Source organism: Fusobacterium necrogenes (assembly GCF_900450765.1).
GTDB lineage: Bacteria > Fusobacteriota > Fusobacteriia > Fusobacteriales > Fusobacteriaceae > Fusobacterium_A > Fusobacterium_A necrogenes.
In genome coordinates this window covers 1236620-1253691 of record NZ_UGGU01000003.1, presented here as the reverse complement: position 1 = coordinate 1253691, position 17072 = coordinate 1236620, and the positions used below count along the sequence as shown (strand labels likewise).

Below are 17072 nucleotides of genomic sequence, written 5' to 3'. Positions count from 1 at the left end.
AAATTGGAGCTGTTGCAAATTCTTAAATTGCAACAGCCCATTTTTAATAAGTTATTTTATGAAAAATAGTTTAGATTCTGTAGAGTTTTCTGGAGAAAATTTATAATTATCTTCAGAAAACTCTTTTATTTTTTCTATATCCTCAATAGAGTTTAAAGTCATATAGTTGAGCATCATTCCTCTAGCTTTTTTTCCCTCTGTACTGATATTTTTTAATTTTCTATCAACATTTTGTCTAAACTCAATATCAAATACTTTAAATTTCTTATAATCTAAAATTTTAGAAAACTCTTTAGAAGCAAGATTGATAAAAATTTCTGTGGAATATTTCTCAAGATAGTTATTAATATCTTTACTCCAAAATTTGTACATACTCTCATTTAAAATATTTATAGTCATATCTAAACGGTAAGGTTTGATTTTTGTATTAGGAGAGATTACTCCATAGAGAGCTGATAGAATAAAAAGATTTTTATTTAAATATTCTATCTCTTTATCACTAAATTTTTCTATTTCTAATTGTCTAAAAGTAACTCCATCATAAAGAAATAGAGCTTTATAAGGTGATAAAGTATCAAAGTTTTGAATATTATTATAAGTTTCTTCTAAAAGTTTACCCTTTAATTTAAAAAGATTACCTATATCTTTTATTGAAAAAGATTTTAACTTTTCTATAAGAGCTTTTGTATGATTAGGAAATTCTACATCTTTACTACTTTTAAAATCTATGTCTTTGTATTTCATTGTTTTACTTGGAGAAAAAATTATCTTCATAAATAACCTCGTTTCTATAATTAATATGATTTTATATAAATTATACTATATGAAAGTAAAAAAATAAAGATAAGTAAAATAGTTGTGAGATTTAATTTATTTACTTAATTTTAATAAAATGATAAAATATAAAAAATTAAAAAAGGAGTTGATGAATTTATGCTAAAAAATAGAGGTGTATTGGAGAGTGTAGCAAAGAGGGAGATAGAGAGTAGATAAAAATCAAAACCTCCTTGTAATTAAGAAATTATAGAAAGATAGAAAAGAGAGGTTATTAATATGAATATAGTTATAAGACAAGAAGAGGAAAGAGATTATAGAAGAGTTGAAGAGATAGCAAGAGAAGCTTTCTGGAATCTATATTTTCCAGGAACAGATATGCACTTAGTTATAAATAAATTTCGTAAAAATTCAGATTTTATAAAAGAACTTGCTTATGTAATAGAGGTAGATGGAAAGGTAGAGGGAGGAATTTTTTACTCTCACTCAAAAATTATCAATGAAAAAGAAAAAGAGATAAAAACTATCTCTTTTGGACCTGTATTTATCTCCCCAAAATTTCATAGACAGGGATTGGGAAGAAAATTAATAACTTATACAATAGAAAAAGCTAAGGAGATGGGGTATAGAGCAATTCTTACTCTAGGTTATCCATATCACTATGAACCATATGGTTTTTTAGGTGGTAAAAAATATGGAATTTCTATGCCAGATATGAGATTTTATAAAGGACTTTTAGTACTGCCATTATATGAAGGAGCTTTGGAAAATATATCAGGGTATGCTTTTTTTTCATCAGGACTAGATGGTGGATTTTCTGAAGAAGAATTAGAAGAGTTTGATAAGGGATTTCCATATAAAGAAAAAGGTTTTCAAGAGAGTCAGTTGGAGTATGAAAAAGCTTGTGCTGAATTAGATGAGTAAAATTTAAAATCATTTGAAATATTGAGGAGTCTTAAGAGTTTTTTAATTGAAGGACTCCTCATTTTTATAATTAAAAAAGATATCTACTTTCTAATAATCTCATTTAACTTAATATTAGGATTATGGTATCTTCTTCTATTTTTAATTGTAAAATTTTTCATAGAGATAGCTTCTTTGAGACACCAATGAAAACAAGCAAGGCAATGGGTACAATTTAAATTAAAGATAGGTTTTCCACCTTTTAATTCGATATTTTTAGTTGGGCATACCTGCTTACAGATACTACAACTTATACAACTATCATTTACAACAAATTTTTTAGGAGAAAATTCCCAATTAGAAAAGAGTTTCATAAAATAGTATTGAAGAACTTGAAAATAGTCGGTAACTGATTTTTTCTTAGCTTTATTTTTAATATCCTCAATAATTGGTAGAATATCTATCTCAACTTTTTCTAATTTCTCCCTATCCTTTTCAATAGGAAAAAGAATAGCATTATCTGGCATAAAAAGAGTATTTTCATAATCTATATTTTTTCCTTTGGAATTTAAAATTTTTTTAAAGTTTAAAAAAGTAGCTCCTATAAGGCTATAACAATTTGGCAGAACAAATATATAATCTACATTTGAAAGATCAAATTTTTTGACTATACTTTTAACAAACTCTGGAATATCACCAAAATAAACTGGAAAGATAAAACCAATCTCATTAGAGTTAGGAATAATTTTATCTGTTGATATCAATGCTTCAATAGGAATAAGATTGCAGTTGATACTCTCTTGAATTTTCTTAGCAATATATAATGAGTTTCCTGTTCCTGTAAAATAATAGATTTCCATAACTATCCCTCCTATTTTATTGGCAACCACCCTTTATAATACCAATGTCTACCCTTTTTTACAAAGTAACTTCTTTCATGATGTACTACTTCTTCTCCACTAATTAAATCTACATATCTAGCTTTAAATTCTACTATCCCCTCTTTATCAAATTGAGTTCCAGCTATGGTTTCTACAATTTCAAGACCTAACCATTTAGAATTTTTAGACCATTCTTCAGCCTCTTTCCAATCTATTCCTTTAGCTGTTTTAGGGTCATGTGTATTTTTTATAAATTCAATATTTCCCTTAGTATAAGCTTCATATCTAGCTTTCATAAGTTCAAGAGCTGTCTTTGGATTACTCATCTTTACCTCCGATAATTTTTTATTCCATTATATCATTTTTTTAAAGATATTTCTTTAGAAAGTTAATAATATCTATGATATAATAAAAGATATTGAAAAGGAAAGGAGTGAGAAAGTGGGAAGATATAACACAATATATTGGCCATTGGAAAATATAGATATCGGTATAGATGCTAAAAATTTAAAAAAATTAGAGAAACTGGGAATAAAATCAATAGCTGATATGCTCTACTACTTTCCAAGAGCTTATGATGATAGAACTAATATAAAAAAAATAGGAGAGTTGAGAGGAGAGGAGTATGTAGTTTTAAAAGCTACACTTATGACTATAACAGCTCCACCTACTCGTTCAGGACTTAAGATGGTAAAAGCCACTGCCACAGATGGAAGTGGGATAATAGAGTTGGTATGGTTTCAGATGCCATATCTTAGAAAAACTCTTAAGATAGGAGAGGAATATATATTTATTGGTCAAGTCAAGAGAGGATATATATTTCAGATAGTAAATCCAGAGTTTAAGTTGAGTAGTAATCAAAAGAGATTAGATGAGGGAGAGATACTCCCAATATACAGTTCAAGTAAGGAGTTACCACAGAACTCTTTAAGAAAACTTATGGAGAAGATGTTAAATACGACTCTTGCTGTAATAGAGGAAAATATTCCGGAAGAGATTATAAAAAAATACAAACTTATAGGGAGAAAAGAGGCTCTAAGAGAGATACATTTTCCTAAGAATAGTAAAAATTTAGAGGAAGCTAAAAGACGTTTTGCTGTAGAAGAACTTTTAGTTTTAGAGATGGGAATACTCCAGAAAAGGTTTGAGGTGGACAATCAAAATATAGAGAGGTATCATCTTGAGGATAAAAAAACTTTGGTGAAAGCTTATCTATCATCTCTACCTTTTGAGCTTACTAATGCACAAAAGAGAGTAATCACAGAGATATATAAAGACTTAGCAAATGGAAGAGTGGTCAATAGGTTAGTACAGGGAGATGTAGGAAGTGGAAAGACTGCGGTATCTATGGTGTTACTTCTATATATGTTAGAAAACTCTTATCAAGGGGTACTTATGGCTCCAACAGAGATATTAGCTGTACAGCATTATCTTTCAGTAAAGGATAAATTTGAAAAACTTGGAGTGAGAGTAGAACTACTTACAGGAAGTTTTACTGGAAAGAAGAAACAAAGGCTTTTAGAAGATATAGCAAATGGAGATGTAGGGATAGTAATAGGAACACATGCACTTATAGAAGAGAGTGTAGTTTTTCATAGATTAGGTATGATAATAATAGATGAGCAACATAGATTTGGAGTATTGCAAAGAAAGGCTCTAAGAGATAAAGGAGTGCTTGCTAATCTTGTGGTAATGAGTGCTACACCTATTCCACGTTCATTGGCACTGAGTATCTATGGAGATTTAGATGTATCTGTAATAGATGAGTTACCACCAGGGAGAAAACCAATTCGTACTAAGTGGATAGCCACAGATGAAGAGATAGAAACTATGTATGATTTTATAGATAAAAAGCTTTCCCAAGGAAGGCAAGCTTACTTTATAGCTCCACTTATAGAGGAGAGTGAAAAACTTTCAGCAAAATCAACAGCAGAACTTATGGAAGAGGTAGAAAAATTTTTACCAAATTATAAGATAGGAGTTTTACATGGAAAAATGAAAAACTCTGAAAAAGATGAGATAATGAGCAGATTTAAAAATAAAGAATTAGATATCTTAGTATCTACAACGGTTATAGAGGTAGGGGTGGACGTACCTAACTCATCTATAATTGTAATCAATAATGCTGAGAGATTTGGACTCTCTGCTCTACATCAACTACGTGGGAGAGTTGGAAGAGGGCAGTATCAATCTTACTGTTTTTTAGTTTCTAAGACAGATAATGCTACTTCAAAGGCTAGACTTCAAGTTATGGAAGAGACACAAGATGGATTTAAAATAGCCGAAGAGGATTTGAGACTTAGAAAGTCTGGAGAGATTTTTGGTACAAGACAGAGTGGATTAAGTGATTTAAAATTTATAGATATAGTACATGATGTAAAAACTATAAAACTTGTTAAAGATATATGTTATGAATATTTAAAAGAGAATCATGGAGAGATAAAAAATGAATATCTTCTTATAGATATTTCTGAAAAGTTTAAAGAGGTAAAATAATAGTTTAAGAAATATTAAAAAACTTTAGGTAAAATAAGAAGTAATATGATAAAATATGGAGTAAAATAAAATTTATATGGAGGAAAAAATGAGATTCAGTAAGAGTTATATTAAGACACTTAAAGAAACTCCAAAAGAAGCAGAGATAGCAAGTCATAAACTTCTTTTGAGAGCTGGAATGATTAAGAAATTAACTAGCGGAGTGTATACTTACCTACCATTAGGATTAAAGGCTCTTAAAAAAGTAGAAAATATTGTAAGAAGAGAGATGGATAGAGCAGGAGCTCAAGAGATATTCATGCCGGTATTACAACCAGCTGAACTTTGGAAAGAGAGTGGAAGATGGGAAGTAATGGGGCCTCTTATGATGAAATTACAAGATAGAGCTAAGAGAGATTTCGTATTAGGACCAACTCACGAAGAAGTAGTAACTGATGTTATTAGAAATGATGTTGCTTCATACAAGCAATTACCTTTAAACCTTTACCAAATTCAAACTAAATTTAGAGATGAGATAAGACCAAGATTTGGACTTATGAGAGGAAGAGAGTTTATCATGAAAGATGCTTACTCTTTCCATGCTACAAGAGAGTCTTTAGATGAAGAGTTTGATAATATGGAAGCTACTTATAAGAGAATTTTCTCAAGCTGTGGTTTAAAATTTAGACCTGTTGAGGCTGACTCTGGAGCAATAGGAGGAAGTGGTTCAAAAGAGTTCCACGTATTAGCGGATTCTGGAGAAGATGAAATCATCTACTGTGAGAGCTGTGATTACGCAGCAAACGTAGAAACGGCTGTAAGTAAAGTTTTCCATGCTGAAAAAGAGGAATTAAAAGCTGTAGAATTAGTAGATACTCCAAATGTATCTAAAATAGAAAATGTGGTAGAACACTTAAAAGTTCCTGTGGAGAGAACAGTAAAAGCTATGATGTACAGAGATATGGGAACTGACCAAGTATATATGGTTTTAATTAGAGGAGATTATGAAGTTAATGAAACTAAGCTTAAAAATGCTGTAGATGCAATAGAGGTTGAGTTATTAACAGATGAGCAATTAGAAAAGTTAGGACTAGTAAAAGGATTTATTGGACCATTTGGAATTGATTTAGGAGATATCAAAGTAGTAGCTGATGATACTGTATTAGAGATTACTAACCATACAGCTGGAGGAAATAAAATAGATACTCACTATATCAATGTAAACTATGGAAGAGATTACAAAGCTGATATAATAAAAGATGTAAAAACTGTAAAACCTGGACATGTTTGTGAAAAATGTGGAGGAACTCTTGCTTCTGCTAGAGGAATAGAGGTTGGGCACATATTCAAACTAGGAACTAAATACTCTGAAAAATTAGAGGCTACATTTATAGATGAGAAAGGTGTAACGCATCCAATAATAATGGGATGTTATGGAATAGGAGTTTCAAGAACTCTTGCTTCTGCTATTGAGCAAAACAATGATGAGTTTGGAATTGTTTGGCCATCAGCAATAGCTCCATATGTAGTAGATGTAATTCCAGCTAATATGAAAGATGCTGGACAAGTTGCTCTTGCTGAAGAGTTATATAACTCATTATTAGATGATGGAATAGATACTATGCTTGATGATAGAGATGAAAGACCTGGATTTAAATTTAAAGATGCTGACTTAATAGGATTCCCATTTAAAGTAATTTGTGGTAAAAAAGCTGCTGAGGGAATTGTTGAGTTAAAGATAAGAAAGACAGGAGAAACTTTTGAAATCTCTAAAGATGAAGTTATTTCTAAAGTAAGAGAGTTAATGAAACAATACTAGTTTTTAAAGTAAAGGAGTAGTTATCATAGAATTGGGACTACTCCTTTTTATTATGGGAGGAAAAATGTTAAAAAAATTATTAGTAGTATTAACAAGTATGATATTTTTATTCACAGCTTGTGGAGAAAAAGCAGAAAATAAAAAAGTAAAAGAGGAACTTGTAATAGCTCAAGATGGAGAGGCTAAATCATTGGATATTCATCAAGGAAATGATGGATTTTCTTTAAGAGCAAATAGACTTATCTATTCAAGACTTGTAGAATCTGATGAAAATATGCAAATTCATCCAGGACTTGCAGAATCTTGGGAACAAATAGATGATAAAACTATGCAATTTCATCTAAGAAAGGGAGTAAAATTCCATAATGGATATGATTTAACAGCTGAAGATGTAAAGTTTTCATTTGAAAGAATGATGAAATCTCCTAGAATAGCTTTTGTGTTGCCACCAATAGAAAAGATAGAAATAGTAGATGATTATACAGTTAATCTTGTAACAAAAACACCATTTGGTCCACTATTAGCTCATCTATCACACCCAGCATTAGGAATAGTAAGTAAAAAATTATTGACTGAAAATCCAGAGGCTTTAAAAGAGACTCCTATTGGAACAGGAAGCTATAAATTTAAAGAGTGGATATATGGAGATAGAATAGTTTTAGAAAAAAATGAAGATTTCTATGATAAAAATGAAAAAGGATTAAAGTACATAGTATTTAAAAATGTAATAGAAGCTTCAAATAGAGCTATAGGATTGGAAACTGGAGAGATAGATATAGCAATAGCTATCAGTTCAGTAGATGAGGAAAATATAAAAAATAATCCTAAGTTACAACTTTTAACTAAGCCATCTATATCTTACTCATATATAGGAATGAATGTGCAAAAATCTCCATTAAATGATGTAAGAGTAAGAAAAGCAATAAACTATGCTATTGATAAGCAAGCTATTGTTGATGTAATATTAAATGGAAATGGTAAGGTAGCAACTTCTCCAATAGCTCCAGGAGTTTTTGGATTTACTGATAAAACTAAAAATTATGAGTACAATGTAGAGAAAGCAAAGGAGCTTATGAAGGAAGCTGGATATGAAAATGGATTTACTACTAGTATTTTAGTTTTCAGCGGAGAGGCAAATACTCAAACAGCTGAGATAGTTCAAGCATATTTAAGAGAGATAGGAATAGATTTAAAAGTTGAAATAGTTGAAACAAGTGCTTATTGGGATATCACTGAAAAAGGAAGGCATGATTTATTCTTAGGTTCATGGGGAGTTGTAACAGGAGATGCTGACTATGGACTTTATGCTATGTATCATTCTTCTGCTAAAGGTGGAGCTGGAAACAGAGATTTTTACGAGAATAAAAAAGTTGATGAACTATTAGATAAAGCTAAGATAGAGATTAATCCAGAAACTAGAAAAGAGTTATATGAGGAAGCTCAAATTTTAATAGTTGATGATGCTCCAGATGTTATGCTTTATAATAGAAATTTATCAGTTGGTGCTCAAAAGTATATTAAAGGTTTAGGAGTTCACCCTGTGACTCTTCATAATTTTGCTACTGTATATATAGAACAGTAGAGAAATTAAGGACTATCTATATTATAGGAGAGAGCTATAGATTGTATAATTTTTCAGATTTTCTTTAGTTGATCAAGATCTGAATAGTTATGTATATGTATGTAAAAGGACTATTGTAAAAATTACACTAGTCCTTTTTTAGTTCTATGCTTTCTACTATAAATTTATAATTGATTAGAATAAAGCTAAAAATATTTTCATTAGAATTTAAAAAAGATATCTAAAATTTCTTCATCATTAGGCTCCCCAATATATGATCCAATAATAAAGACAATAGAACTGATAAATAATACTGGTACGATAGTATGCATTCCAAATATAGAAATTTTATATACAGTAAGATAAATAAAAGTTATAAATCCAAATAGCATAGAAGCTATAGCTCCAGTAGAGTTAGCTTTTTTCCAAAAAAGTCCAAATACAATGGGACAGAAGAAGGTAGCTTCTAATCCAGCAAAAGCAAATAAATTGATCCAAACTAATAAATCAGGTGGATTTAAAGAAAGTAGAAAGACTATTATTCCAAAACCCAAAGAAGCCATAAAAGATAATTTTTTTATTTTTTCTGTGCTAGCATCTTTGTTTACATAGTGTGAATATAAATCTTTTACAATAGTAGCTGATGCCATAATTAAAAGTGAATCAACTGTTGACATTATAGCTGCAAGGGGACCACCAATAAATACTCCAGCAAGTATAGGGTGAAGATTTTTTAGTGCTAGTATAGGAATAATTTTATCTCCGACATCAACACCAGGAGCAACTGCCATTCCCATAACCCCAACTAAATGCATTCCTAGCATTAAAAGTCCTACAACTGATGTTCCTATTATCATAGCTCTGTGAAGAGAACTACTATCTTTAAACCCCATACATCTTACAGTAGTAGATGGATAACCTAAAAGCCCAATTCCTACTAATACCCAAAAGGACATGATAAAAGGCTTAGTGATATTTCCATTAGAAGTAGGAGTTAACATTTCGGGGTTAGTTTTAGCAATAGAGAGCATAATATTTTCCATACCATTTCCATTTTTTAAAATGACATAGAATAGGATTCCAGTAGCAATCAACATAACAATTCCTTGAATAGCATCAGTCAGAACAACTGCTCTAAAGCCACCAAAAGATGTATAAGCTATGACAACAGAAGAGAAAAGAATAAGTCCAACAAAATATGGATACCCAGTAACAGCTTCAAAAAGTCTAGCTCCACCAATAAATTGTGCTACAATAGTTCCTATAAAGAATACAAGCATACTTACAGAAGCTAGTATTACAACTATATCACTTTTATATCTAGCTCTTAACAAATCTATCATAGTTACACCATTTATTCTTCTAGAGATAATAGCTAATTTTTTACCAACAATTCCAAGAGTAAAAAAAGCAGTAGGAACCTGTATACATGCTAGAAGTACCCATCCTAATCCCAGCTTATATGCAATACCAGGACCACCTATAAAAGAACTAGCTCCAACATAAGAAGCTATAATAGTCATAGCAAGTACAAATCCTCCCATGTTTCTACTTCCTATGAAATATTCTTGAGTAAAATCGACATTTTTACTATGTTTGATTTGATTAACTTTGTAGGCAATACCTAACATAAGTAAAAGATAAAGTAAAACTGGAATAAGTATTAACATTTATTTTTTTTCCTCCTCTAATGAAACATCTTTAAAAAATAGTTTAACAGCTAAAAAAACTAGTATATTTATAATAATTAGTCCAAGGACACAAGAGTAAAAAAACCATTCTGGAAGTCCTAGGATATATTTAAAATTTTCTACATCTTCACTGTTAGTATGTAAATATGCAAAGTAATACCACCAAGCAAAATAAAAAATATATAAAATTAAAGTTACAATTACTTCTTTATTTATTTGTTTATCTCTCATTTTTCACCTCTATAAATTAAAGAATTTTTCTAAATATTTTGCTACTCCATCCTCTTTATTAGATAAAGTAACACAAGAAAATGAAGCTTTCAAAATTTCTTGGGAATTTTTCATAATTACTGGGTATCCAACAGTTTTTAACATCTCCAAATCATTTTCTCCATCTCCAAAGGCCATAAAATCGTTAGTATTTAAATTAAATATTTTTGCAAGATTTTGGATACCTGTTCCTTTACTACAATGTTTTGGAGCTATATCAAGACATGTTGGTTGTGATAACATTATCTCAGCTAATGATGAAAATTTATCTTTTAATAGCTTGACAAGCCTTACTAAAATTTCTGGATTATCATTTGTAACAATTATTTTATTTAAATCAGGGATATCTTCTTCTTTTTCAACAGCTATTTCAGTAAAAAGGGACCTAGTGGTAAAATTTTCAACAGGTTCTTCCTTACTATGAAAATAATAATTATTTTGAAAAGCACTATAAAAAAGGTTATTTTTTCTAATTTCTTTTAATATTTTTGTAACTGTATTTTGAGGAATTCTTTTATCAAAGATACATTCTCCTTCTGGAGTATATATATTCGCTCCATTATTACAAATAAGATATGGTTTAAGACCAAGTTGTTTTAAAATAGTCTGTACTCCTTGTCGACCTCTTCCTGTAGCTATAGCAAAATTTATATTTTTTCTAACAAGTTTATTAAGTGTATTTATGGTATATTCACTTATAATATTGTGAGAATACAGGAGAGTTCCATCTAAATCAGATACAACAAATTTCATTTAGCTATCACCTCGTATAAAAAATATATTCTATTTTACATTAAAATTGCAAAATAAGAAAGAAAAAAATAAAAAATATTTTACTAATTTAGTAACTATTATCATTTAGACATATTTTTATAAAATTATTGAAATGTGTAGAGTGAAATTTGCTTTTATGATAAATAATATTAAAATCTCTAGAGAGATTTATTTCATTTATGTTAATAGTAGATATTTCATTTCTTTCAATATATTCTTTAACTATAAAGTAGGGAAGTATAGATATTCCTAAATTTTCTTTTACAGCTTGGATTATAGAATGAGAGCTTATACTTTCCCAAAGAGGTTCTATTTTTAAACCTATATTTTCCATTTGCATATCAAATAGCTCTCTTACAGCACTTCCTTTCTCTCTCATGATCATTGATTCATTAATGAGAATTCTAGGATTAAGTTTTTTATATTGAGCATATGGATGATTAGGATTACATATGACGCATAATTTGTCGGACATATATGGAGAAACTTGAAGAAAATTACTAGTTACCTTTCCTTCGACAAGTCCAATATCAATTTTATTTTCAAGTAATAACTTTTCAATATTATTAGTGTTATCAATGATTACTTTAATTTTTGTATAAGGATATTTTTCTTGAAATTTTTTGATATATTTAGGTAAAAAATAATTTCCAATTGTAATACTACTTCCTATAGTAATATTTCCTAAGATCTCTATACTTTTCATACAGTTTTCAGCTTCATCAAAAAGATTAATAATATGTTTGGCATAATGATATAGTTCTTTTCTTGCTTGAGTTAAATGTAATCTTTGAGAGAAATGGTCAAATAGCTTTACATCATAATGTTCTTCTAATTTTTTTAAAGCTATACTTATTGTAGGCTGGGCTACGAGAAGTTCTTTGCTAGTAGCAGTTGTACTTCTCGTCTTATAAAGTGATAAAAATATTTTTAAATGTCTTAGTGTCATATTATCTTCTATATTATAATAAAAAAACTATAAATTTTATTAAATTATAGTATTTTACAAATAAAAATTCAAGTGATACTCTATTTATGGGAGGGATAAAGATGAAAAAAATAAGTATCTAATGCTATTGACATCTACTTTTATAATTAGTATGTTTACTTTTGGCGGAGGTTGTCTAATAATATCACTTTTAAAGAAAAAATTTTCTGATGAGATGGAGTGGATTGAGGAAAAAGAGATGCTAAATTTAGCTGCAATAGCTCAATCGGCACCTGGAGCAGTAGCTATAAATGCTGCTATTTTGGTAGGATATAAAATTGGAGGAGTAAGAGGAACACTAGTTTCTATACTAGGAACTATAATACCACCTTTTCTAATTATTTCAGGAATATCTTTTTGTTATACGGCTTTTTGTGAAAATTATATAGTTAGTGCTGTATTAAAAGGTATGCAATCTGGTGTTGTAGCTGTAATAGTAGACGTAACTTTAAATTTAGGAAAAAATATGGTATGCGAGTCTGGGAAAGAAGCTTTAATCATAATGATAGTAGTATTTTTGGCTGTGTATCTTTTTTCTGTGAATATAACAATTGTAATATTGCTTTGTGCTATTCTAGGAGCAGTAAAGACTTTTATTAAATTAAGGAGAGAAAAATAATGGAATATATAGATTTATTTTTAAGTTTTTTTCAGATAGGATTATTTAGTTTTGGTGGGGGAATGGGAGCAATTCCCTTGATTCAAGAACAGGTAGTATATAAGCATCACTGGTTATCATTAACAGAATTTACAGATTTAATAACAATAGCAGAGATGACACCAGGACCTATAGCAGTCAATGCTTCTACATTTGTAGGAGTTAGAATCCATGGAATATTAGGAGCAATAGTAGCAACATTAGGATGTATACTCCCTGCTTGTATAATAATTTCATTATTAGCATGGATGTATTTTAAATATGAAAAATTGCCCTATTTACAGGGAATACTTTCAGGAATTAGACCAGTTATAATTGCTTTGATAACAACAGCAGGAGTGTCTATATTTAAATTAGCAGTGTTTGAAAAAGGTTTTAATATAATTGGATTATTATTAATAATAGTAGGAGCATTTTTATTGAAAAATATAGATTAAGTCCTATAAAAATTATGTTAGGAAGCGGATTTATAGGTGGAGTTGTTTATATAGTAATAGATAAAGCCTTATGAATAAGAGAGATTTTATGATTTTCTAAAGCAATTAGATAATAATTTTTAAAAAAGTTATTATCTAATTTTTTATTTGAAACTTGACAAAATCATAAACTAGTAGTATATTTTAATTGTGCATATGCACGAAAAAATGGAGGAATTTATGTCGAGATGCAAAAAACAGAGATGTTGTCGTATTTTAGAAAATGAAAGAATTTTTAAACCTATTGGTATTTCTATGGTTGAATTAAAGACAGTAGAGATAGAAATAGATGAGTTAGAAGCAATAAGACTTTGTGATTATGAAGGAAAGAGTCAAATAGAAACTGCTGAACTTATGCAGATATCTAGGGGAACTGTTCAAAGAATATTAAACTCTGGAAGGAAAAAAATATTGGATGCTTTGTTACATCAAAAAGCAATAAAATTAAAAAATACAGGAGATGAGAAGTAATGGCAAATGAAATTTTAAGAGTAGGATTTACAACAAATGATGAAGTAACAGTAGAGGAGCATTTTGGACATTGTGAAAAATTTGTAGTATATTCAGTAAAAGAGGGAGAAATAGTAAAGAAAGAGGTATTAGATGCTCCAAAACATGCTCCAGGAGTATTTCCAAAATTTATAGCTGAAAATAATATAAATGTAGTAATAACAGGTGGAATGGGACAAAGAGCTATTGATTTAATCAAAGCTAATGGTAGACAGGTTATATTGGGAGCAAGTGGAGAAATAAAAGAGGTATTAGAAGTATATTTACAAGGAAGTTTATGCTCTAGAGGATCTGCTTGTGCCCACCATCATGAAGAAGGACATAAGTGTAAACATTAATTATAAAGGGAGGAAACTCCCTTTATATTTTATCAAAATTTAGAGATGAAGATAGGCATTAGAGGAAGATATATATGATTTAAATACAGATAGAAGATTGGAAGAGCTCCATATTTTATTTTGGCAGATTTAGAAATTAATAAGTATAAAATAATAGAAAATGAAATTAAAGATAAAGTTATAAAAGCGGGACTTAAGGTTATTATGGAAAATCAAATTCCTTTTTCAATTTAAAAAATTTATTAAGAATATAAAAAAATAAAAATAACAAAGATTAGAAAAGAATAAATAGAGCAAGTCAGCGAAAACAAACACTAAAAAACATAATTTTTTAAGTAGAGCAAGTTTTTCAATAGTAGAGAAGTATAACTGCTACTATTGAGACACAGAAATTTCTTTTCTGTATTTCAAAATTCTTAGAGAACTGAAGTTTTTAGAATTTTAGAAGCTATACTTGCTCTTTATTCTTTAAACAAAAGTTATTCTTGGATAATTTTAATTATTAGATAAATTAGAAGATGTTTGAGAATTAAATCTAGCTTCAAATTTTTCTCTCATAGTTAAGGTTCTATTTTTAGCTTCTTGTATTGCTATTTCAATATTCAATTTTTCTATTTTATCCCAATCAGGTTCTTCCTTTAATAGTTCTTTTCTAATTTCTAATCTTTTTTCTTCTATCTCAATTCTAGTTTTTTCGAGTTCAGGATTTATTATATAATTTTTATCTTTCATTTTTTTCATGTGCAGTGGAATAGATTGCTTGGATTCATTTTGAAAATTATACATTTTAGCAAATCCAGTTGAACTGATAGCTAAAATTATGAATATTATAACAAATATTTTTTTCACATTCATCACTTCCTAGTTTTAATTATTTTATTGAATTATAGATGAAAATTATGACTTCAATATGTCAAAATAAATTTGAAGTAGTTATCTTCAATATTAATAAGATACCTAATAGAGTGTAAATCTAAGATTTTTTTAATAAGTGATAAGCCTAGGCCACTTCCTTCAATATTTAATTCATTCGCAGCTGTTCCTCTATAAAAAGGTTGAAAAAGTTTATCAAGATTTTCTTTTTCTGCTATATACATAGGATTTTCAAAGATTATGTTTTTATCTTTTTGATATATATTTATAATAGAGTTTTCAGGAGAATACTTTAAAGCATTATTAACAAGGTTATCTAGAACAACTTTAAAGAGTTTTTTATTAATATGAATATCCAAATCTTTAATTTTAATATTCCATTCAATATCCTTCTTTAGCTCTAAAAATTCAAATTTTTCAATACTTTCATTTAATAAGTTTAAAAAACTACACTCTTCTTTTTGTAATTTTTTTTCTAAAGATGAAAGTTTAGAAATTAAGAGTAAGTCGCTTACTAATGACGACATTTCTTTACTTTCTTTTAATAAGACTTTATAGTACTCTTTTTTTAATTTTTCATCTGTAATAGTTTCATTAAGTAGAGCTTGTGCGTGGGCATTTATAATTGCAATTGGAGTTTTTAATTCATGTGATGCATTAGAAACAAAACTATTTAAATTATCAATAGAAGAGGAGATACTTTTAGACATAATGTTTATATTTTCGCCAAGTTCATTTAATTCATCAGTAGTATCAATATTAGCTTCTTCAGAAAAATCAAGATTAGTAATTTGTTTAGCTATTCTGTTAAGTTCAAAAATATTTTTAGTAATTTTTTTAGCAAAAAATCTACAGAGGAAAATACTTAGGATCATAGTTAAGAAAAATGTTATTAAATGTAGTGAATATACTTCATGCCTATGACTGCTCATAACAGATAGAGAGGTTGTAACAAAAAGTAGACCTTCATTAGGAAGTTCTTCTCTATAAATAAGTAGCATTATATTCGAAAAAGGGAGATTTTTTATATGAAATCCATTTTCGAGCTGAGTGAAATATTTATCTTCGTAGTTGTAATAATCATCAGAATTATTATAAATATCAGTACTATTTTCTGTGAGGATATATAAGTTGATTCCTTCTCTATTTTTTAATTCAGAAGCATAATCTTTAAAAATATATTCATCTATTGAGAGTTTTTTAGCATTCTCTACGATTTCTAGTATTTCATTTTTTTTTCTGTTAATATAAAATGAATCTGCTAAAAAAGTACTAAAAAGATAACTAACTAAAACAGTAAAAACAATTAAAAATATAGAGAAAATGAATATTTTTTGAAAAAGATTAATTTTTATTTTCATCAAAACTATACCCCATTCCTCTTATTGTTTTTAATAAAAAACTATAGTCACCTAATTTTTTACGTATTCTTTTGACTAAAGTATCAACTACTCTGTCATCTCCTTCAAAATCAAATCCCCAAATTTCATTTAGAAGGTAATCCCTCGAAAATATTATTCCTTTATTTTTAATCATATATTCTAAAAATTGAATTTCTCTTCTTGTAAGCTCACTATTTTTATCATTGATAGTGATTTCTCCTTTCTTTATATCAAAAGAGAAATTTTCAAATTTATAAATATTGTTATCATCTAGTTTTAAAAGTTTTTTTACTTTTAATGCTAGAATTTTAAGATTGAAAGGTTTAGTAATGTAATCATCAGCTCCAAGGCTTAGACCATTATATTCATCATTATCAGAATCCCTAGCTGTCATCATAATTATTGGAATGTTAGAAGTCTTACGAATCTCTTTACATACTTCCCAACCTGATTTTTTAGGTAGATTGATATCAAGTAATATTAGATCAGGCTTATTACTATAAAATATATTTATTCCTTTTTCTCCATCAAAGGCTTTAATTATATCAAAATCCTCTTGAGAAAGAGTATCATCTAAAACTTGCGTAAGTGATTTTTCATCCTCTATAATTAAAATTTTTCTTTGCATAATTTATACACCCCAAGATAAAAGATTATTTCCAATTATAGCATAAAATTAAAATAAAAAAAATATTTAAT

General features: G+C 28.5%; 18 protein-coding genes. 8 read left to right on the top strand and 10 right to left on the bottom strand.

Features of this window, described 5'->3' with window-relative positions:
- Positions 1–51: 51 nt before the first annotated feature.
- Positions 52–774 carry a YaaA family protein gene (locus DYA59_RS06050; protein ID WP_115270374.1) on the bottom strand — a complete coding sequence of 241 codons (723 nt, stop codon included), beginning with the start codon at positions 772–774 and terminating at the stop codon, positions 52–54.
- Positions 775–1053: 279 nt separating this feature from the next.
- Here DYA59_RS06050 and DYA59_RS06045 point away from each other — a divergent pair, with 279 nt between their 5' ends.
- The gene (locus DYA59_RS06045; protein ID WP_115270372.1) at positions 1054–1698 is read left to right on the top strand and encodes a GNAT family N-acetyltransferase; all 645 of its coding nucleotides are present in this window, start codon (positions 1054–1056) and stop codon (positions 1696–1698) included.
- Between the two features lie 83 nt (positions 1699–1781).
- Here the strand turns inward: DYA59_RS06045 and DYA59_RS06040 are convergent, their stop codons facing one another.
- Both DYA59_RS06040 and DYA59_RS06035 read right to left on the bottom strand, forming a co-directional pair.
- Positions 1782–2537, bottom strand: a complete 756-nt coding sequence (locus DYA59_RS06040; protein WP_115270370.1) for an EFR1 family ferrodoxin — start codon at positions 2535–2537, stop codon at positions 1782–1784.
- An 11-nt stretch (positions 2538–2548) separates the two neighbouring features.
- Positions 2549–2884 carry a YchJ family protein gene (locus DYA59_RS06035; RefSeq protein WP_115270368.1) on the bottom strand — a complete coding sequence of 112 codons (336 nt, stop codon included), beginning with the start codon at positions 2882–2884 and terminating at the stop codon, positions 2549–2551.
- 115 nt (positions 2885–2999) lie between these two features.
- Between DYA59_RS06035 and recG the strand changes: the two genes are divergently transcribed.
- The 3 genes from recG (at position 3000) to DYA59_RS06020 (ending at position 8434) form a co-directional block, all read left to right on the top strand.
- Positions 3000–5054 (top strand): ATP-dependent DNA helicase RecG, encoded by a 2055-nt coding sequence (gene recG / locus DYA59_RS06030; protein ID WP_115270366.1) that lies wholly within the window; start codon positions 3000–3002, stop codon positions 5052–5054.
- An 88-nt stretch (positions 5055–5142) separates the two neighbouring features.
- Positions 5143–6852, top strand: coding sequence for a proline--tRNA ligase (locus DYA59_RS06025; protein WP_115270364.1), 1710 nt, complete (start codon positions 5143–5145; stop codon positions 6850–6852).
- A gap of 64 nt (positions 6853–6916) precedes the next feature.
- A complete protein-coding gene (locus DYA59_RS06020) occupies positions 6917–8434 on the top strand; it encodes a glutathione ABC transporter substrate-binding protein (RefSeq protein WP_115270362.1) in 1518 nt (505 codons plus the stop codon).
- A 200-nt stretch (positions 8435–8634) separates the two neighbouring features.
- Here the strand turns inward: DYA59_RS06020 and panF are convergent, their stop codons facing one another.
- From panF to DYA59_RS06000, 4 genes are all read right to left on the bottom strand, one after another.
- On the bottom strand, positions 8635–10083 hold the full coding sequence (gene panF, locus DYA59_RS06015; RefSeq protein WP_115270360.1) for a sodium/pantothenate symporter: 1449 nt from the start codon (positions 10081–10083) through the stop codon (positions 8635–8637).
- On the bottom strand, positions 10084–10335 hold the full coding sequence (locus DYA59_RS06010) for a YhdT family protein (RefSeq protein WP_115270358.1): 252 nt from the start codon (positions 10333–10335) through the stop codon (positions 10084–10086).
- Between the two features lie 9 nt (positions 10336–10344).
- Complete coding sequence (locus tag DYA59_RS06005) at positions 10345–11127, bottom strand: Cof-type HAD-IIB family hydrolase (RefSeq protein ID WP_115270356.1); 783 nt, start codon at positions 11125–11127, stop codon at positions 10345–10347.
- An 88-nt stretch (positions 11128–11215) separates the two neighbouring features.
- Positions 11216–12097, bottom strand: a complete 882-nt coding sequence (locus tag DYA59_RS06000; protein ID WP_115270354.1) for a LysR family transcriptional regulator — start codon at positions 12095–12097, stop codon at positions 11216–11218.
- A gap of 121 nt (positions 12098–12218) precedes the next feature.
- Between DYA59_RS06000 and DYA59_RS05995 the strand changes: the two genes are divergently transcribed.
- The 4 genes from DYA59_RS05995 (at position 12219) to DYA59_RS05980 (ending at position 14118) form a co-directional block, all read left to right on the top strand.
- On the top strand, positions 12219–12755 hold the full coding sequence (locus tag DYA59_RS05995; protein ID WP_115270352.1) for a chromate transporter: 537 nt from the start codon (positions 12219–12221) through the stop codon (positions 12753–12755).
- The gene (locus DYA59_RS05990) at positions 12755–13231 is read left to right on the top strand and encodes a chromate transporter (RefSeq protein ID WP_115270350.1); all 477 of its coding nucleotides are present in this window, start codon (positions 12755–12757) and stop codon (positions 13229–13231) included. Before DYA59_RS05995 ends, DYA59_RS05990 begins: the two co-directional genes overlap by 1 nt.
- Positions 13232–13450: 219 nt before the next feature.
- Positions 13451–13741, top strand: coding sequence for a DUF134 domain-containing protein (locus tag DYA59_RS05985; protein WP_115270348.1), 291 nt, complete (start codon positions 13451–13453; stop codon positions 13739–13741).
- Entirely contained in the window at positions 13741–14118 is a 378-nt protein-coding gene (locus DYA59_RS05980) for a NifB/NifX family molybdenum-iron cluster-binding protein (protein ID WP_115270346.1), read from the top strand. Before DYA59_RS05985 ends, DYA59_RS05980 begins: the two co-directional genes overlap by 1 nt.
- Before the next feature lie 495 nt (positions 14119–14613).
- Here DYA59_RS05980 and DYA59_RS05975 read toward each other — a convergent pair whose 3' ends face one another.
- From DYA59_RS05975 to DYA59_RS05965, 3 genes are read right to left on the bottom strand one after another with little or no spacing between them, the layout of a single operon-like run.
- Positions 14614–14967, bottom strand: a complete 354-nt coding sequence (locus tag DYA59_RS05975; RefSeq protein WP_115270344.1) for a hypothetical protein — start codon at positions 14965–14967, stop codon at positions 14614–14616.
- Between the two features lie 56 nt (positions 14968–15023).
- Positions 15024–16352: a sensor histidine kinase gene (locus tag DYA59_RS05970; RefSeq protein WP_115270342.1), complete on the bottom strand. Its 1329-nt coding sequence runs from the start codon at positions 16350–16352 to the stop codon at positions 15024–15026.
- Positions 16336–17001, bottom strand: coding sequence for a response regulator transcription factor (locus DYA59_RS05965; protein WP_115270340.1), 666 nt, complete (start codon positions 16999–17001; stop codon positions 16336–16338). The genes DYA59_RS05970 and DYA59_RS05965 overlap by 17 nt, the downstream gene beginning before the upstream one ends.
- Positions 17002–17072: the final 71 nt, after the last annotated feature.